Below are 17,633 nucleotides of genomic sequence, written 5' to 3' on the forward strand. Positions count from 1 at the left end.
GCGTTCGTCTATGTGAACTGCGGAGGACGCTACATGTGACGGCCGCCACTGGTCAAGCACCTGAATACTGTCCATGTATGCGAACTCGCGCTACAGTCAGGAGAAGTGGGGCAGGGGGCCCCTGACACCACGAGGAGTTCGATGTCCACCCAGCAGCTTCAGAGGGAGACCAGCGGCGCGGCCGCGGGACCGGTCAAGTCAGCGGCGCGAGCCCTGGACCTCCTCGACGAGATCGCCGCCAACGGCCCCGGCACCCAGCTCCAGCTGTCGACGCGGCTGAGCATCCCCAAGAGCAGCCTGCACGCGCTGCTGCGCACGATGACCGACCGCGGCTGGCTCCAGACCGACCAGACCGGCAGCGTCTACCAGCTCGGCATCCACTCCCTCGTCGTCTCGTCGGCCTACCTCGACGGCGACCCCGTCCTCGCCCGGGCCCAGTCGGTGCTCGACGAGGTGGCCGCCGCCACGGAGGAGACCGTGCACCTCGGTCGCCTCGACGGCGACGACGTCATCTACACGGCCAAGCGTGAGTCGATGCACCCCCTGCGCATGCACTCCGCTGTCGGCCGCCGGCTCCCGGCCTACGCCACCTCGCTGGGGCGCGCCCTCCTCGCCGAGCTCCCCGTGGAGCAGCGCGTGGGCATGGTGCCCGAGCACATCAGCGCGATCACGCCCAACACGACGACGCGCAAGGAAGCGGTCCTCGAGATCATCGACCGCGCCGTCGTCCAGGGCTACGCCACCGAGAGCGAGGAGTCGTGCATGGGCGTGCGCTGCTTCGGCGTGGCGCTGCCCTTCAGCCACTCGGCCGTCGACGCGCTGAGCGTCGCGGTGCCGATCAGCCGCCTCGACAACGGCCGCGAGGACCTCATCATCGAGACGCTGCTGAGCGTCAAGGCGCGCCTCGCCGCCGTGCACGGCAACAGCATGGTCCGCTGAGGGTCGCCGCCCTCAACCCTTCACCAGCCGCTCCATCACCGCCCGCAGCGGCGGCCACGTGTCGCGACCGCGCCGCACCACGGCGTACGCGCGCAGCATCGTGACCGGGTCGCGCAGGCGTACGACGCTCACCCCGCGCCGCGTCGTACGACCGCGCGGCAGCAGCGCCACTCCCCTGCCGTCGAGGATCAGGTCGTCGACCAGCTCGAGGGAGTCGATGCGGTGCACGATCCGCGGCACGAACCCGGCGCGCGAGGCCAGGGTGCGCAGGGCGTCCTCGTCGGCGGTGTTGCGCGAGTTCACGATCCAGTCGCGGTCCGCCAGGTCGGCCAGCGACAGGCGACGGTCCCTCGTCGGCACGCCGACGCCCCACTCCATCTGCCACAGCGGCGTCACGTCGTGGTCGTCGCGCCACTCTGCCGGGGCGAGGTCGTAGTCGTAGACCAGCGCCAGGTCGACCTCGTCGCGCGCCAGCAGGTCGAAGGACTCCAGCGGCTCGTGCTCCAGGATCCGCACGTCGATGCGTGGGTGCGTGCGCCGCAGGTCGTCGATCGCCGGCGACAGCGACCGACGGATCGCCGAGGCGAAACCGGCCACCCGCAGCACGCCCGCGGGCTCGGCCGCGGGGTCCAGGTCGAGCCGCGCCGACTCGACGGCGGCGAGGATCGTGACGGCATGGTCGGCGAGCCGGCGACCGGCCGGGGTGAGCCGGACCCGGCGCCCGTCGGGCTCGAGGAGCGGCGTGCCCACGTCACGAGCCAGGGCCGCGATCCCCTGGGAGACGCTCGACGTGGTGGTTCCCAGCGCGTCGGCGACCTCGTGCATCGAGCCGAGGCGCGACAGCTCGAGGAGCATCGTCAGCCGGCGGACGTCCATTCCGTCATTGTGTCGATCCGCCGAACGATCTGTACAGCAAAGTCACGTGGACGCGAACGATGGCGCTGCCCTTCACTGGAGCCATGACCGGCCCCACCTCCCTCTCCCCGGCCCGCACCGGCGCCGCGATGGCCGTCGCCTCGATGCTCTGCGTCCAGCTCGGGCTCGCCGTCTCGGTCGGCCTCATCGACGACATCGGCTCGTCCGGCGCCGCGTGGCTGCGCCTGTTCTGGGCCGGGATCCTGCTGCTCGTCATCGTGCGGCCGCGGCTCGCGCTCTACACCCGCGAGGCCCTGCTGGCCGGTACGGCGCTGGGCGTGGTCACCGCCGGCGTCACCCTCCTCTTCATGGAGGCCGTCGCCCGGCTGCCGCTCGGCACCGCCAGCGCCCTGGAGTTCCTCGGCCCGCTGACCGTCGCGGTCGTGCGCAGCCGGGGCTCCGGCCGGGCGTGGGCGGGACTCGCCGCAGCCGGGGTCGTGTGCCTGACCCAGCCGTGGTCCGGGCACGCGGACCCTGCCGGCGTGGCCTGCGCGCTCGGCGCGGCCGTGTGCTGGGCGGCGTACATCCTGCTGACCCAGCGCGTCGGCGACGCGGTCAGCGGCCTCGGCGGCCTGGCGATCTCGATGCCGGTCGCCGGGCTCGTGGCGACTCTGGTCGCCGGCCCCGGGGTGGTCGACCACCTCACGCCGGAGCTGCTCGCCTACGGCCTCGGGCTGGCGATCCTGCTGCCGGTGGTGCCGTTCACGCTCGAGCTGCTGGCCCTGCGCCGACTCACGACCGGTGCCTTCGGCACCCTGATGGCGCTCGAGCCGGCCTTCGCCCTCGTCATCGGGTTCCTCGCCCTCAGCCAGGTCCCCAACGGGCTCGCGGTCGCCGGGATCGCGCTGGTCGTCACGGCCGGCATCGGCGCCGAGCGCAGCGGGGCGCGCGCCGAGGATCCCGCGGATGGACTTCCACGCACTCGGGTGGAAGTCCAGCCGTAGGCCCTCGGCGCCGCGATCAGCCCGCCGAGACGGCCTGCTTGAAGCCCGCCGCCGGCTTGAACGCCGGAGAGACGCCGGCCGCGATCTCCATCGCCTCGCCGGTCTGCGGGTTGCGCCCGGTGCGGGCCGCGCGGTCGCGACGCTCGAACGTCCCGAAGCCCGGCAGCGTCACGCGGTCGCCGCCGGCGACCGCACCGGTGATCGCGTCCAGCACGGCGGCGAGCGAGGCGTCGGCCTCGGCCTGGGTCCGGCCGGTGGCGGCGGCCACGGCCTCGACGAGGTCCTTGCGGTTCATGTGGTGCTCCTTGCGTCGTGTCGTGCCGGACCCCTTGCCCGGCTCCACGAGTGTGCCATACTTGAGAACGATTCTCGTTCTCAGGAGGACTTCGTGAAGCAGGACATCCACCCCACCTACGGACCCGTGGCCTTCCGCGACCGTGCCACCGGCCGTCTCTTCGTCACCCGGTCGACGCTCGCCGGGCGTCCCCGGGGCGACGGGGCTGACGCACGGGTCGACGTCGACGGGACGTCGTACCCCGTCATCGACGTCGACGTGACCAGCGACAGCCACCCGTTCTGGACCGGGACCGCCCGCACGCTCGACAGCGAGGGCCGCGTCGAGAAGTTCAGGCGGCGCTACGGGGCGGGCGCATGAGGACGCCGCTCGTCGTGGTCGCCGGCGTCGACCCGGTGGCGATGGACTCGACGCTGATGACGCTCGCGTGGGACCTGCCGCGCACCGTGTCGGTGCGCCACCGCATCGACCCCCACTCGCAGGTGCTCACCCGGGTCGTGAGCGACGTCAGCGGCGTCCTGGAGCAGGTGCACACCCAGCTCGAGCACGCATGCGTGCACTGCGCGCTGCGCGAGGACATCCTGCCGACGCTGGAGCGACTGGCCCGCGACCCGCGCTGGGGGACGATCGTGGCCGGCCTGCCCGTCGGCACCGAGGCCGGTCGGCTCGCCACCGTGCTCGCCCGCGACACCCGGCTCGCGCGCCACATCAGGCTCAGCAGCGTCGTGGCCACGCTCGCGTCCGGCGAGCTGGTGCGCGACCTGCTCAGCAACGACCTGCTGCGCGAGCGCGACGCCCACTGCAACCCCGGTGACGACCGCGGCGTCGGCGAGGTGGCGTGCGCGCAGCTCGAGCTGGCCGACCACGTCGTGCTCGACGCCGATCCCGGCGTGGAGGCGACCGACCTGCTGCGCGCGCTCGCGCGCCCCGGCGTGCCGCTCGTCGTCGGGGTCGACCAGGTGGACGCCGCCGAGGTGGCGACCGGGCGGCACCACCACCAGCTCGCGCACGGCTGGTGCTCGCCGGAGCTCGACACCGAGCTGCCGCCCCTCGGGGACAGCCGGGCCTGGCGGCTGCGGCTCGCCTCCCCGCGTCCGTTCCACCCCGAGCGGCTGCTCGACCAGATCGAGCGCCTCGGCAGCGGCGCCTTCCGCGCACGCGGCACCTTCTGGCTGCCGACCCGTCCGGGCGACCAGCTGGAGTGGTCGGGTGCCGGCGGCCAGCTGAGCATCGGCGCACACAGCCCGTGGGGACGTCGTACGCCGTCGACGCGGCTGTTGTTCACCGGGCTGGGGGCACCACCCGCCGAGCTCGTCGCGGCGTTCGAGGACATCCTCCTCACCCCTGCCGAGGCCGCACGCGAACCGCGCGCCTGGCACGTCCTCGAGGACGGGCTCGAGCCCTGGCTCGGCACGATCCGCGACGTCGCCTGACCCGCACCGACCGCACGGGGCCGGAGAGGCAGGAGATCTCCGGCAGCGTCAGTCGGTGACCTTCCTGCTCGGTCCCACCTTCAGCCGCAAGGTCCTGAAGCCGGACTTCTCGAGGGTGATCGTCGCGGTGACGCGCTTGCCCACCTGCTTGCGCGTGAGCTTCAGCTTCGTCTTCGTCTGCTTCTTGATCGCCTTGCCGTTGGCGAACCACCTGACGGTCATCTTCACGCCCGACTGCGCGACCCTGGGCAGGGTGACCTTGAGCCTGGACCCGACCTCGGCCCTGCCCTTGAGGGAGGGCTTCCGGGTCACGGTCAGCGACGTCGGCGTCGGCGTCGGCGTCGGCGTCGGGCCCGCACTCCCCCCGATCGTCACCGCACCGCTGTCGGCAGACGCCGTACGGGGCGCGCCGATCCCCGTGGTCGTGACCCGGGCACTGATCCGCTGACCGGCGTCCGCGGCGACGACGCCGTAGGAGGGACTGGTGGCGTTGGCGATCGGCTGCCCGTTGCGCAGCCACTGGTAGGTGAACGTCGTCGGGCGCCCCGACCACGTCCCACGGGACACGTCCAGCCTGCTGCCGACGGCGGGGGTCCCGGTCACGGCGGGAGCCACGGTGGCCACCCGCTGCTCGTCCGGCAGCGTCGTGTCGAGCACGTACATCTTCACCGCCCCGCTGGCGTTCGTGCCGGGGTCGCGACCGAAGAAGATCAGCCTGGACCCGAGCACGGCGAGGGTCTGGGCCGAGGGGCTCCCGCTGGCGGCACCGGTCCCGTCGAAGCCACCGGCGGTCAGGGGGAACGTCCCTGCCTCGGTCCCGTCCGTGCGCCAGACCGCCTGGCCGAACGGCGTCGCGCCCGCGACGAAGTAGGCCCGGTCGCCGAGCACGACGGGGGTGTTCGGTCCGACGCCGTCGAGGTCGACGGAGCCCAGCAGGGCCGTGCCGGCGTCGGTGCCGTCCGAGGAGACGAAGACGTCCGACCCGCGCAGGAGGCCGACGCCACCCCTGAACGCGAACGGGGTGGAGACCGAGTACCCGCCGGTGCCCGGCGTCAGGTCCTTCACGACGCGCGTGCCGGCCTCGGTCCCGTCCGTGCGCCACAGCTCGGGTCCGGTGACCGGGTCGTTGGCCGGGACGTAGTAGAGGACGTTGCCGTTGGCGACCTGTCCCGGGTCGTTGATGCTCGTCGACGCCGCACCGGGGACGTGCTCGTGGACAAGGTGCGTGTCGGACTTGTCGGCCGGGTTGGTGACCCACAGCTCGCGACCACGGGTGCCGTCGTCGGCGGTGAAGTAGACCCGGTTGCCGGTCGCGACGAACGCGCTCGGCGCGCTGCCCGCGGTGCCGGGGCGGATGTCGGCCACCGCCTCGGTCGTGGCGCCGTTGGTGCGCCACAGCTCCGAGCCCTGGCCCGGGGAGACGTTCGTGTTGGAGCGGCTGTAGTAGGTCCACCCGCCCGCGGTCGCCGAGGGTGAGAACACGTTGTTCGCGTTGATGTCCTCGGCTCCGACGGAGATCTTCGCGAATGCGGTGCCGCCCGGAGGCAGCGCGTAGACCGCGTAGCAGCAGTTGCTCGACTCACCGAGCAGGCGGCTGATGACGACCCGGCCGTTGGGCGCACCGAAGATGGACCCCACCGCTGGGACGGGTGCGTTGTCGGTCGCGCGGAGGGCGTTGATCTGCCTGATCGTCGTCGGCGTCGACGCCTCGATGTAGAACACCGTCTCGCTGCTGGCGGCCCCGGAGCTGCGCGCGTTGAAGAACAGCCGGTCGCCGACCACCGTCAGGCGGTGGGGGTCGGCGTTCGTGCCCGGCAGGCCCGGGTACAGGTCGCCGACCAGCGCGGTGCCGGCGTCGGTCCCGTCCGTGCGCCAGAGCTCGCGGCCGTGGACCCCGTCGTCGGCGACGAAGTAGAGGAAGCCCTGGAACACCGCTAGCTCGTTGCCGAACTGGGTGGGGCTGTCGGGCGCGACGTAGGTGAACACCTGCGCCCCGCGCACGGTCAGCTGATCGGCTTCCGCGGAGGCAGGAGCGACCAGCGCGAGGAGCATGGCGGCGCACACGGCGCGGGACAACGAGGCTCGGGAGATCACGCGCAGGAGTATCGCGACAGGTCGCCCGCCGTCGGGTGCCCCAGCCCACCGACATCGCTCAATCTCGGTAGGGCGCACACGCCACAAGGAGCAGGAACGACGAAGGCCCGGACCTGGTGGTCCGGGCCTTCGTCACTGTGTAGCGGGGGCAGGATTTGAACCTGCGACCTCTGGGTTATGAGCCCAGCGAGCTACCGAGCTGCTCCACCCCGCGTCGGTGAACAGAACATTACAGGGGTGGTCCGGCACTCCCAAATCGGGGTCAGCCGGCGAGGTTCACCGCCTGCTCGATGAGCGCGCGAGCCTCTTCCATCAGCCGGGCCCACTTGACCGTGTTGCCGTTGCGCTGGGCCTCGTCGGCCTGGGCGAACTTGGTCTCGGCCTGCTGGAGCAGGTCGCGGACCTGGGCCTGCGTGCCGCCACCGGACGGGGGCGTCGTCGGCTCCTCGGTGGGCGACTCGGACGGCGAGGTGGTCGGCGTCTCGCTGGGCGTCTCGGTCGGGGTGGACCCGCCATCGGTGCCGCCGGTCGAGCCGGAGTCACCGTCGAGGGCGTCCTCGATCGCCGAGGTGAGCGTCGTACCGATCCCCACGTTGCCCTTGTAGGACACGAGCACGAACGTGAGCACGGGGAACGCCGACTCGTTGTTGCGCCGGGTGTAGAGCGGCTGGACGTACATGAAGTCCTCGCCGACCGGCAGCGTCAGCAGGTTGCCGTAGATGATGTCGGCGTCGCCCTGGGTGTAGGGCAGCAGCTGGTCGCGCACCGCGTCGTTGGTGCTGAGCTGGTTGGCGATCAGGCGTGGTCCGTCGGTGCCCTCGTCGGGCAGCTCCTTGACCGAGATCTTCCCGTAGCTGTCCGAGGTGGCGTCGCTGTCGACCTCCATGAAGGCGGCCAGCTTGTCGCGCTTGGGCCAGACGTAGGTCGAGGTCAGCGACCAGACCTGGCTGCCGTCCTGGTCGGTGAAGAGGCGGTACGGCGGCTGCACCTTGTCGGTCGCCTGCGGGTCCTTCGGCGCCTCCCAGCGCTCGGAGCCCTCGAGCCACGACTGCGGGTCGGTGACGTGGTAGCGCTGGTACTGGTAGCGCTGGGCCTTGAAGAGGTCCTCGGGGTAGCGCAGGTGGTCCATGAGCGCGTCGGGGATCTCGTCGTAGCCCTTGACCGTGCCGGGGAAGACCGCCGACCACGCCTTGAGGATCGGGTCGTCCTGGTCCCACTGGTAGAGGGTGACCGTGCCGTCGTAGGCGTCGACCGTCGCCTTGACCGAGTTGCGCAGGTAGTTGACCTCGTCGGTCGGCAGCGTGGCGTACGCGTTGTCGTCCTGGAGCGCGTCCTGGGTCATCGAGTCGAACGACGCCTTCTGCGACCCGGGGTACTTGTCCGTGGTCGTGTAGCCGTCGAGGATCCACTGGATCTTCCCGTCGATCACGGCCGGGTAGGGGTCGGAGTCCACCGTGAGCCACGGGGCGACCTTCTCGACCATCTCGCGCGGGTTGCGGTCGTAGAGGATCTTGGAGTCCGAGTCGACGCGGCCGGAGAGGACCAGGTTGGGCTCGGAGTACTTGATGGCGTAGAGCAGCTTGGTGAAGACGTTGCCGATCGGCACGCCGCCGTTGCCGGTGTAGGTGGTGAGGCGGTCCTGCTCCTCCGCCGCGTCGGTGCTGGAGTCGGTCGTCAGGTCGAGCTCGATCGAGTTGCCGTTGGGCCGGGTGCCCACGACGCTGTAGGTCGGGCTCATCTCGCCGTAGTAGACGCGCGACTCGTAGCCCTCGGGGTCCATCGTCGCGAGCGCGTTCTGGTTGGCGGCCTGGCCCTCGGCCCACTGGATGGTGCTCGACTGGCGCTCGTCGTCCTCGGGGCGCTGGTTGGCGTAGGCCGCGATCACGCCGTTGCCGTGCGTGTAGACGGTGTGGAGGTTGGCCCACGTCTGGTTGTCCTCGGCGATGTTGCTCTGGTCGAGCTCGCGCACGCCGAGCACGATGGCCCGGTCGTTGCCGTCGAGCTCGTAGCGGTCGACGTCGAGGACGTTGTTGACCGCGTAGTAGGGCCGCACCTGCTGCTGGCGCTGGAAGGTCTCGCTGGCGACCTTCGGGTCGACCAGCGGGACGGACGAGGTGATGCCGTCGAGCGCCTGGAGCCGGCCGTCGGCGGGGATCGGGGAGCCGGCGAACTGCTCCTCCTCGATCTGGTCGAGCATGAACGCCTGACGGGTCGCCTCGATGTTCTTCTCGAGGTAGGGGCCCTCGCGGTCGGGCACGTTCGGGTTGACCTGCAGTGCCTGCACCAGGGTGGGCACGACGAGTCCGAGGATGATCGCGGACAGCGCGAAGAGCGCGACGCCGACCGACGGGAGCAGCCAGGTGCGTCGCCAGATGTTGGCCAGGAAGAGGGCGGCGCAGACGATCGCGATGCCGGCGAGGATCTCCTTGGCGGGCAGCACGGCCTTGTCGTCGGTGTAGCCCATGCCGGTGAAGATCGAGCCGGAGCTGGTGACCAGGTCGAAGCGGTCGAGCCAGTAGTCGACCGCCTTCGCGATCACGAACATCGCGAGCAGCGCCGACACCTGGATCTGGGCGGCGCTGGTGAGCCGCTCCCCCGGACGGGCCGAGAGCCGGATCCCGCCGAAGAGGTAGTTCATCAGGATCGAGGCGAGCAGGCCGATGACGGCCAGGGCCATCACGTAGTCGACGAGGTAGTGCCAGAACGGCAGCTGGAAGACGTAGAACCCGATGTCCTTGCCGAAGTACGGGTCGTCGGTGCCGAAGCTCTCGCTGTGTTGCCACAGCGAGTAGCTGCGCCACTGGCCGGTGGCCGAGGCGCCGGCGAAGAGTCCCATCACGCCGGCGGCGCCGGCGATGACCCAGCCCATGCGCGGCGAGAGCAGCTCGCGGTAGCGGTCCATCCCGTCGTCGGGCATGCCCGGCATCCCCGGGAAGATGACCGGCCGGAACCGGTAGGCCATCGACATGGTCACCGCCACCGTCGCCGCCATCAGGCCCGCGAAGACGAGGAAGAGGCCGATGCGTGTCAGCAGCAAGGTCGTGAAGACCTCGCTGTAGCCGACCGACTTGAACCACAGGCGGTCGGTCCAGAAGGACGCGAAGCCGCTCAGCAGCATGAAGAGGACGATCAGGATGATCGCGGTGATGACCAGCGCGCCGGGTCGGCGCGAGGGGGCTGCGGGGCGTTGCCCGCCGGTGCCACCCGGTCGCTGGGGGCCGTCGGGCCCGTTCGGTCCGGTCGGTCGGTCGAATGGAGTGCTCATGCCGGCCCTTGCTCGCTTGTCTGGGGGTCGTGGGGGGTGTCGTGCAACGTCGCGTGGAGGAGGTCGAGGAGACCGGGCACCAGCTCGGTGCCGTTGACGACCGACTGCTCGTCGTCGTGGGCGCGCAGCCGGAGGGCGCAGTACGACGCCCCGGCGCGGGTCACGCCCGCCACCATGCGTACCTCCTGCCGGTCGGGGTGCTCGCGCGCGAACAGCTCGGCCGCCGTGGGGTCGTCGGGGATGTCGTCGTCGGTGCCGGGCGGGAGGACGAGGCGCTCGATCACCGCCGCGCAGCCGGAGACGCTCTCGGGCCAGGCGATGGTCTGCAGCGCCTCCTCGAGCGCCTGGCCGTGGGGCAGGCCGTCCTGCTCGATGGGGGTGAAGGATCCGTCGTCGCCGGGCCCGTCGATCGACATCGCGGCGGCCAGCGACGGCTCCTGCGCCACGAGGGTCGCGGTGTCGACGAGGGCGTATAGCCGTGCCGGCTGGTCCCAGCCGTCCTGCGCGACGTGGGCCTCGATCTCCAGGACGGCCGCGGCCAGCGCCGGGTCCTCCGGGAGCGGCTGGTCGGGCAGCGAGGGCTCGGGGTAGGGCTCGTGCACGGGCTGGTCGGGCAGGTCGGTCATGAGGCGGTGTCCTCGCAGCTCGGGAGTACGGCGTCGTGGTCGGCGACCCAGTCGGACAGGGCCTGCACGGCACTGTCCATCGTGGTCGCCCTGGCCAGGCGCATGTCACCGGGGTCCACTCCCCCGATGCCGTCGCAGTTGTCGGCCGGGACGAGGAAGAGCTCGGCGCCGGCGTCGCGGGCGGCGGCGATCTTCTGCTGGATGCCCCCGATCGGGCCCACCTCGCCGGCAGGGGTGATCGTGCCGGTGCCGGCGATGTCGGCCCCGTCGGTCATCGACCCGGGGGTGAGCGTGTCGTAGATGGCGAGCGACATCATCAGCCCGGCGCTGGGTCCGCCGATGTTGTCGGCGATGTTGACGCTGACCTGGAAGGGGAAGTCGTAGCCGACGCCGGGGGTGATGCCGACGCGGAGGTCGCCGTCGACGTCCTTCGGCGTTACCTCGACGGTCTTCTCCGTGCCACCGCGGCGCACGACGAAGGTGATCGGCTGGCCGGCCTTGGCCCGGTCGACCGCGTCGACGACGTCCTGGGCCTCGGTGATGTCGTTGCCGTCGATCTCGAGCAGCACGTCGCGGACCTCGAGCCTGCCCTCGGCGGGCAGTCCGGGCGTGACGTCCTGGACCTCGACGACGGGGTCGACCTCCTCGCCGAGCTGGGTCAGCGCCGCCGCGACCGCGGTGTCCTGCGACGACACCATCGCCACCGCCGACTCGCGGTCGCTGGACTCGTCGGTCTCGTCGGGCGCGTAGATCGAGGAGCGCGGCCACACCGCGGCGTCCGGGTCGAAGTAGGCCTTCAGCAGGATCGGGAGCGTCACGTCCTGCTCGGGCTGGCTGACGTAGACGGTGGTCATCCGCATCTCGCCGTCGTCGTAGTAGGCCCGGTGCCCGGTGACCTGCACGGTCTCCTCGCCGTCGCTCTTCGCGAGGATGTCGACGGTGGGCCCGGGGTAGTAGGTGACGTAGGGCAGCGGCACGAAGGCAGCCGTCCCCCACAGCACCGCCAGCAGGCACAGCGCGAGCAGCCCCGCCCTGGTCCGCTGACTCATGGGCGCAACTCTCTCAAACGGCCGCAACTGCACGGCACCCCGGCACGTCCGGCGGGGCAGTCTCAGGAGGCGCGACGGGCCCGGTCGCCCGGAGGCGTGCCGGCACTGGGGCGTACGGCGATGCCGGTGCTGCGGTCGTGCGCCGGGGTCGTGCCGCGCGACGGCGTACGACGTGCGCCGGCAGGAAGCTCCTTCGCGAGGGCCTTGCCGAGCCGCTCGACGGCGACGTCGCGGTCGACCTCACCACGCCCGTCGCGACCGACCCACGAGACCCACAGCATCGCCAGCACCGTCGCGACGACGGCGGGCACGAGCCACAGCAGGATCTCCACGGACCGAGCCTAGGTCCCGGTCGAGCCCTCGGCTGGGAGCGGCTACGGCGCGCCGACCCACTCCTCGGTCTCGTCGTCGAAGAGCTGGTGCTTCCAGATCGGCACCTCGGCCTTGAGCGTGTCGATCAGCGCGCGCGAGGCGGCGAAGGCGTCGCCCCGGTGGGCCGCGGTGGTGGCGACGACCACCGCGAGGTCGCCGATGCGCAGCGCGCCGACCCGGTGGACGGCGGCCACACCGCGGACGTCGTGCTCGTCGGCGACGCGTCGGCACACGTCCTCGAGCCGCGTCAGCGCGGTCGGGTGGGCGGAGTAGTCGAGACCCACGACGCCCTTGCCGCCGTCGTGGTCGCGCACCCGGCCGACGAACAGCGTGAGGCCGCCGGCGCCGTCGTCGTCGAGCGCGTCGAGCACCTCGGCCACGTCGAGGGGCGTGTCGCGGATGGCGACGAGGCGCACCAGGTCGGGCTCGGGATCGCTCACGACGGTGAGTGTAGGGCGGCATGTAGGTCGGGTGGGTACCGTGGACGGCATGAGTGACACCCCCGGTGGCCCCGGATCGTCCGGTCAGGACCCCGACGAGAACAACCCCTTCAAGGGCACGCCCTTCGAGCAGATCTTCTCGCAGATGGGCGGTTTCGGTGCGGGCGGGCAGATGCCCGACCTCAACGCCCTCATGTCGCAGATGCAGTCCCTCTTCGCTCCCGGCGGGGACGACGGACCCGTGAACTGGGAGACCGTCACCGACCTCGCGCGCAGGGCCGCGGCCCAGGAGCCCGACCCGACGGTGACCCCGGCGCAGTCCGGTGCGGTCGCCGACGCCGTGCGACTGGCCGACCACTGGCTCGACACCACCACAGGGTTCTCCTCCGGGGTGACCACCACCGCCGCCTGGTCGCGCGCGGAGTGGATCGTGGAGACCATCGACGTCTGGAAGGTGCTCGTCGAGCCGATCGCCGGCTCCGCCACCACCGCCCTCGGCGACGCGATGCCCGAGGAGATGCGCCAGCTCGCCGGCCCGCTCATGGCCATGCTCGGCAAGGCCAGCGGTGCGATGGTCGCCTCCCAGGTCGGCAGCGGCCTGGGCGCGCTGGCCGGTGACGTGCTGAGCGCCTCCGACATCGGCCTGCCGCTCGGCCCGATCGGCAAGGCCGCCCTGCTGCCCACCAACGTCGCCGCCTTCGCCGCCGAGCTGCCGGACGTCACCGCCGACGACGTGCTCCTCTACCTCGCGCTCCGCGAGGCCGCGCACCAGCGGCTGTTCGCCGGTGTCCCGTGGCTGCGCGACCACCTGATCGGCGCGGTGGCGGAGTACGGCGCCGGCATGGACTTCGACACCTCCGGCATGGAGTCCAAGCTCCGCGACATCGACATGACCAACCCGCAGGCCATGCAGGACGCGCTGGCCGGGGGGCTCTTCGACCCCGAGCCGTCGCCCGCGCAGAAGGCCGCGCTGGAGAAGCTCGAGGTCACCCTCGCGCTCGTCGAGGGCTGGGTCGACGAGGTCGTCGGCCAGGCCACCGCCGAGCGGATGCCCGCCGCCACCAAGCTGCAGGAGACCGTACGCCGCCGGCGTGCCGCGGGCGGCCCCGCCGAGCAGACCTTCGCGACCCTCGTCGGCCTCGAGCTGCGCCCGCGCCGGCTGCGCGACGCCTCCACGCTGTGGGGCTCGCTGCGCAACCGCCAGGGCGCCGAGGCCCGCGACGGCGTGTGGATGTCGCCGCACCTGCTCCCGACCGCCGCGGACCTCGACGACCCGCTCGGCTTCCGCGAGGGCTCCGAGGCACCCGACGCGATCTCGGAGGAGGAGTTCGACGCCGAGCTGCGCAACCTGCTCGACGGCGGCTCCGACTCCGGCGCCGCTCCGCAGGAGTGATCCTCCGACACGGGCGCGGGGCGCCCTGCTCAGGGACCGCCCTCCACGCGAGCGCCGTCGCCACGCTGACCGACTGGTCGGCGCCGACGGAGGAGCAGGACACGCTGCGCCGGCGCTACCTCGACCACCTCGCCGCGCACCAGGACGGCCTGGCCAAGGCATGCTTCCCCGACCACCTCACGGCCGGCGCGATCGTCGTGTCGCCGGGCGCCGACGCGGTGCTGCTCAACCACCACCGCAAGGCCGGCGCGTGGCTCGCGTTCGGCGGACACCTCGAGCCCGGCGACGCCTCGTTGGCCGACGGCGCGCGGCGCGAGCTCGTCGAGGAGTCCGGCCTCGCCTCGTTCGACTTCGACGACGAGCCCCTGTCGCTCGACGCCCACGCCGTGGAGTTCTGCTCCGACCGCGGCACCGTCCACCACCTCGACGTGCGCTTCGTGGCCGTCGCCGACCCCGACGGGTCGCACGCCACCAGCGAGGAGTCGCTCGACGTGCGGTGGTGGCCGACCGACGCGCTGCCGGAGACGTTCCCCGACATGTACGCCCTCATCGACGTCGCGCTGGAGCGCGTGCGCTCGCGTCAGTCGTCCTCGACGCCCGGCGGCGGCTCGAGCCGCGCCCCCGCGGAGTAGCCCTCGAGGTAGCCCTTGGCCTTCTCGGCCTTCGGGTAGCGGTCCACCCAGGCCCAGAACTCGGGGGTGTGCCCGGGCTCGAGCAGGTGGGCGAGCTCGTGCACGAGGACGTAGTCGACGACCCACGCCGGCACCTGCTGGAGCCGGTCGCTGAGCCGGATCGTCCGGTCCCCCGGCGTGCACGAGCCCCAGCGGGCGTTCTGGTTGGTCACCCACCGCACCGACGCGGGGACGGCCAGCCCGCCGAAGTAGAGGTCGTTGAGCTTGGCCGCGCGGGTGACGAGGTCGTCGTCCGAGCGCAGCTTGCGCCGCTCCTGGCGCTGGATCCGGGCGACCATGTCGGCGACCCAGGTGGCCTCGTCACGCTTGCTCATCGTGGCCGGGATCAACACCACGATCCGGTCGCCGTCGCGGTAGGCCGAGACCGTACGACGACGCCGGCGCGAGCGGCGTACCTCCACGGCAGGCGGGACGTCGGGCGTGACGTCAGGCGTGCCGGCCGGGGCGCTCATGCGGCGAATTTAGCCGTCGGGGCCGTCCGCGGCACGCGTCCACGCGGTTCCTGACCGGTTCGTGACGTTTCGGGTCGGCTCCCGGACGGGTCCCGGGCCGCTCAGAGTCGGCGGGCGGCCCACTCCAGCAGCCGGTCGCGCTCCCAGGTGGTGACGATGCGGTCGGGGTCGATGCCCGCCTCGGTGGCCCGGGCCGCGCCGAAGTCGAGCATGTCGAGCTGACCGGGCGCGTGGGCGTCGGAGTCGATCGAGAACAGGCAGCCGAGGTCACGGGCGAGCTCGAGGAGCCTGGTCGGCGGGTCGCGCCGCTCGGGCCGGGAGTTGATCTCCACGGCCACGCCCTCCTCCGCGCACGCGGTGAACACCGCGGTCGCGTCGAACTGGCTCTGCGGGCGGGTGCCACGGTTGCCCGTCACCAGGCGTCCGGTGCAGTGCCCGAGGACGTTGGTGTGCGGGTTGCGGACCGCGCCGACCATCCGGCGGGTCATGGCGGACGCGTCCATCCTGAGCTTGGAGTGCACGGAGGCGACGCGCACGTCGAGGCGTCCCAGCATCTCGGGGGTCTGGTCGAGCGAGCCGTCGTCGAGGATGTCGACCTCGATCCCCTTGAGCAGGGTGAACGTGCCGCCGAGGTGCTCGTTGACCGCGTCGACCACGCCGAGCTGACGGGTCAGCCGCTCGGCACTCAGGCCGTTGGCCACCCGCAGCCGGGGGCTGTGGTCGGTCAGCACGAGGTAGTCGTGGCCGAGCTCCATCGCGGTCATCGCCATCTCCTCCAGCGGCGAGCCGCCGTCGGACCAGTCGGAGTGCGAGTGCAGGTCGCCGCGCAGCCGCGCGCGCAGCTCCTCGCCGCCTGTGGCCAGCGGTCCGGCGGTCTTCTCGAGCCTGGCCAGGCGCTCGGGGACGACGCCGTTCACCGCGTCGGTGATGACCGCGGCCGTGCTCGGCCCGATCCCGGCGAGGTCGGTGAGCGTGCCTGCCTCGGCCCGCTGGCGTACCTCGTCCTCGGGCAGCGGCAGGATCGTGCGCGCCGCCTTGCGGAAGGCCTCGATCCTCCGGCTCTCCTCGCGCTGGCGCTCCATCAGGAAGGCGATGCGGCGCAGGGTGGCCACGGGACCGCGCTGGACCTCGCTCAACTTTTCTCCCTCCACAGCACCGTGCGGCGCGTCTGGGCTGGTCACCGGCACAGTACGACGATCGCCCGGGCGTGTCGCCCACAGGGTGCTCCCCATGTCGAGCGCCGTGCTCCACGGAGAGCGGGCAGTCCTCAACACGTCGTCCACAGGTCTGTCCACAGGGGTGGAGACCCCACCGTTGACCGCGGCCGACCGCGCTCCTAGCGTTGCGCAGCAGTCGGGCCCCACGGCCCCTCGACGTCAGCAGGGGAAGGCAGGCGTCGCAGGGTCGCGGGGCCCGACATTCCTGTGTCGAGCCAGGTCAGCGGCCCTCGAAGTGCGGGGCCCTCTTCTCCTTCGCCGCGCGGATCCCCTCCTGGAGGTCGGCGGTGGCGAGCGTCATGGGCTGGGCGAGGGCCTCCCACTGCAGGGCGGACTCGAAGTCGGCGTGGCCGCCGTCGGCCAGCGCGACCTTGGTGAGGCGGGCCGCGATGGGCGCGGTGGCGGCGATGCCGGCCGCGGTCTCGAGCACCTGGTCGAGGAAGGTGTCCGGCTCCAGCACGCGGGAGACCAGGCCCAGGCGCAGCGCCTCGTCGGCCTCGACCACCCGGCCGGTGAGCAGCAGGTCCCGCGCCAGGGCCGGGCCCACGACGTTGGGCAGCAGCCAGGTGCCGGCCATGCCCGCGTGCATGCCGAGCCGGTTGAAGGGCATCCCGAGCCTCGCGCCCGACGCGGCGTGGCGGATGTCGCAGGCGAGCGCGAGGCACAGGCCGGCGCCGATGGCCGGACCGTTGACGGCGGCGATCGTCGGGACCTCGAGGCGCCGGATCGACAGCCACGCCCGGTAGAACGGCAGCATCCGCCGGCGCAGGTGGTCGACGCTGGCGTCGGGCTCGCTCGCGATCCACGACGTGTTGCCACCGGAGCAGAACGCACTCCCCTCGCCGGTCACCACGACGGCGCGCACGGAGGTGTCGTCGGCGAGCTCGTCGATGGCCGCCGACCACGACGCCGTCATCTCGTCGCTCATCGCGTTGCGCATGTCGGGGTTGTCGAGGGTGAGCAGCACGACGCCCTCGGAGGGGCGCTCGACGCGGAGATGGGTGGGGAGGTGGGCGCGGAGGTGGGTGGGGCCGGGATCGGGTCGGGAGGGGGTCTCGGACATGGCCCGAGGGTACTGATCGCGCTGAGCGTGCGGAGAACCGGTTTCACGCTCAGCGCGTGTGGTGCGTGAGCGTGGCCCACGCGTGGCGTAGGGTCTTCGTCGGAGCGCTGGCAACCGCCAGGGTTCCCCGGCGGGCTTCCCCTACGACAACCCCGTCGCGACGACCAAGAAGTAACGAAGCAAGGAGGCCGTCATGGCGGAGACCTGGAGCGGTGAGTTCTACTGCGTCAAGTGCAAGGAGAAGCGCGAGGCGGAGGGCGAGATCAAGGTCAACGACAAGGGCACCAAGATGGCCAAGGGCGTCTGCCCGGTCTGCGGTACCAACCTGAACCGCATCCTCGGCAAGGCGTGACCTCAGCCCTTCGGAGCTGAGCGCACCCGCGCTGATCACAGCGGCGTCACCCCCTGGGTGGCGCCGCTGTTGCGTGTCCGGGCAGGCCAGGC

The 17,633-nt window shown here is 72.0% G+C and carries 18 protein-coding genes and 1 tRNA gene; 7 read left to right on the top strand and 12 right to left on the bottom strand.

Features of this window, described 5'->3' with window-relative positions:
* The first annotated feature begins 141 nt into the window (after positions 1-141).
* Positions 142-939: an IclR family transcriptional regulator gene (locus tag EUA93_RS00210; RefSeq protein ID WP_129397824.1), complete on the top strand. Its 798-nt coding sequence runs from the start codon at positions 142-144 to the stop codon at positions 937-939.
* Positions 940-951: 12 nt separating this feature from the next.
* Here the strand turns inward: EUA93_RS00210 and EUA93_RS00215 are convergent, their stop codons facing one another.
* The gene (locus tag EUA93_RS00215) at positions 952-1,815 is read right to left on the bottom strand and encodes a LysR substrate-binding domain-containing protein (RefSeq protein WP_129397825.1); all 864 of its coding nucleotides are present in this window, start codon (positions 1,813-1,815) and stop codon (positions 952-954) included.
* Between the two features lie 83 nt (positions 1,816-1,898).
* Between EUA93_RS00215 and EUA93_RS00220 the strand changes: the two genes are divergently transcribed.
* Entirely contained in the window at positions 1,899-2,798 is a 900-nt protein-coding gene (locus tag EUA93_RS00220) for an EamA family transporter (protein ID WP_129397826.1), read from the top strand.
* A gap of 16 nt (positions 2,799-2,814) precedes the next feature.
* Here EUA93_RS00220 and EUA93_RS00225 read toward each other — a convergent pair whose 3' ends face one another.
* The gene (locus EUA93_RS00225) at positions 2,815-3,093 is read right to left on the bottom strand and encodes an HU family DNA-binding protein (RefSeq protein ID WP_129397827.1); all 279 of its coding nucleotides are present in this window, start codon (positions 3,091-3,093) and stop codon (positions 2,815-2,817) included.
* A gap of 93 nt (positions 3,094-3,186) precedes the next feature.
* Here EUA93_RS00225 and EUA93_RS00230 point away from each other — a divergent pair, with 93 nt between their 5' ends.
* Positions 3,187-3,453, top strand: a complete 267-nt coding sequence (locus EUA93_RS00230) for a type B 50S ribosomal protein L31 (RefSeq protein WP_129397828.1) — start codon at positions 3,187-3,189, stop codon at positions 3,451-3,453.
* Positions 3,450-4,526, top strand: coding sequence for a CobW family GTP-binding protein (locus EUA93_RS00235; RefSeq protein ID WP_129397829.1), 1,077 nt, complete (start codon positions 3,450-3,452; stop codon positions 4,524-4,526). Before EUA93_RS00230 ends, EUA93_RS00235 begins: the two co-directional genes overlap by 4 nt.
* Before the next feature lie 48 nt (positions 4,527-4,574).
* Here EUA93_RS00235 and EUA93_RS00240 read toward each other — a convergent pair whose 3' ends face one another.
* From EUA93_RS00240 to EUA93_RS00270, 7 genes are all read right to left on the bottom strand, one after another.
* Positions 4,575-6,620: an ELWxxDGT repeat protein gene (locus tag EUA93_RS00240; RefSeq protein WP_129397830.1), complete on the bottom strand. Its 2,046-nt coding sequence runs from the start codon at positions 6,618-6,620 to the stop codon at positions 4,575-4,577.
* Between the two features lie 140 nt (positions 6,621-6,760).
* A tRNA-Met gene (locus EUA93_RS00245) sits at positions 6,761-6,834 on the bottom strand.
* A gap of 48 nt (positions 6,835-6,882) precedes the next feature.
* Positions 6,883-9,885 (bottom strand): UPF0182 family membrane protein, encoded by a 3,003-nt coding sequence (locus tag EUA93_RS00250; protein ID WP_129397831.1) that lies wholly within the window; start codon positions 9,883-9,885, stop codon positions 6,883-6,885.
* Positions 9,882-10,511 (bottom strand): PPA1309 family protein, encoded by a 630-nt coding sequence (locus EUA93_RS00255; RefSeq protein WP_242497177.1) that lies wholly within the window; start codon positions 10,509-10,511, stop codon positions 9,882-9,884. Before EUA93_RS00255 ends, EUA93_RS00250 begins: the two co-directional genes overlap by 4 nt.
* Complete coding sequence (locus tag EUA93_RS00260) at positions 10,508-11,560, bottom strand: YlbL family protein (RefSeq protein ID WP_129397832.1); 1,053 nt, start codon at positions 11,558-11,560, stop codon at positions 10,508-10,510. Before EUA93_RS00260 ends, EUA93_RS00255 begins: the two co-directional genes overlap by 4 nt.
* A gap of 62 nt (positions 11,561-11,622) precedes the next feature.
* Positions 11,623-11,892 (bottom strand): hypothetical protein, encoded by a 270-nt coding sequence (locus EUA93_RS00265; RefSeq protein WP_242497178.1) that lies wholly within the window; start codon positions 11,890-11,892, stop codon positions 11,623-11,625.
* A 42-nt stretch (positions 11,893-11,934) separates the two neighbouring features.
* Complete coding sequence (locus EUA93_RS00270) at positions 11,935-12,372, bottom strand: molybdenum cofactor biosynthesis protein MoaE (RefSeq protein ID WP_242497179.1); 438 nt, start codon at positions 12,370-12,372, stop codon at positions 11,935-11,937.
* A gap of 49 nt (positions 12,373-12,421) precedes the next feature.
* Between EUA93_RS00270 and EUA93_RS00275 the strand changes: the two genes are divergently transcribed.
* Positions 12,422-13,765: a zinc-dependent metalloprotease gene (locus tag EUA93_RS00275; RefSeq protein ID WP_129397834.1), complete on the top strand. Its 1,344-nt coding sequence runs from the start codon at positions 12,422-12,424 to the stop codon at positions 13,763-13,765.
* On the top strand, positions 13,762-14,397 hold the full coding sequence (locus EUA93_RS00280; protein WP_242497180.1) for an NUDIX hydrolase: 636 nt from the start codon (positions 13,762-13,764) through the stop codon (positions 14,395-14,397). The genes EUA93_RS00275 and EUA93_RS00280 overlap by 4 nt, the downstream gene beginning before the upstream one ends.
* Here EUA93_RS00280 and EUA93_RS00285 read toward each other — a convergent pair.
* The 3 genes from EUA93_RS00285 to EUA93_RS00295 form a co-directional block, all read right to left on the bottom strand.
* Positions 14,346-14,909, bottom strand: coding sequence for a M48 metallopeptidase family protein (locus EUA93_RS00285; protein WP_129397835.1), 564 nt, complete (start codon positions 14,907-14,909; stop codon positions 14,346-14,348). The genes EUA93_RS00280 and EUA93_RS00285 overlap by 52 nt on opposite strands.
* A 101-nt stretch (positions 14,910-15,010) precedes the next feature.
* Positions 15,011-16,045 (bottom strand): PHP domain-containing protein, encoded by a 1,035-nt coding sequence (locus EUA93_RS00290; protein WP_242497181.1) that lies wholly within the window; start codon positions 16,043-16,045, stop codon positions 15,011-15,013.
* A 301-nt stretch (positions 16,046-16,346) separates the two neighbouring features.
* Entirely contained in the window at positions 16,347-17,189 is an 843-nt protein-coding gene (locus tag EUA93_RS00295) for an enoyl-CoA hydratase/isomerase family protein (protein ID WP_129397837.1), read from the bottom strand.
* Positions 17,190-17,382: 193 nt separating this feature from the next.
* Here EUA93_RS00295 and EUA93_RS21430 point away from each other — a divergent pair, with 193 nt between their 5' ends.
* Positions 17,383-17,541, top strand: a complete 159-nt coding sequence (locus tag EUA93_RS21430) for a DUF5679 domain-containing protein (protein ID WP_090969683.1) — start codon at positions 17,383-17,385, stop codon at positions 17,539-17,541.
* The last annotated feature ends 92 nt before the right edge of the window (positions 17,542-17,633 follow it).

The organism is Nocardioides oleivorans, from assembly GCF_004137255.1.
Classification (GTDB): domain Bacteria; phylum Actinomycetota; class Actinomycetes; order Propionibacteriales; family Nocardioidaceae; genus Nocardioides; species Nocardioides oleivorans.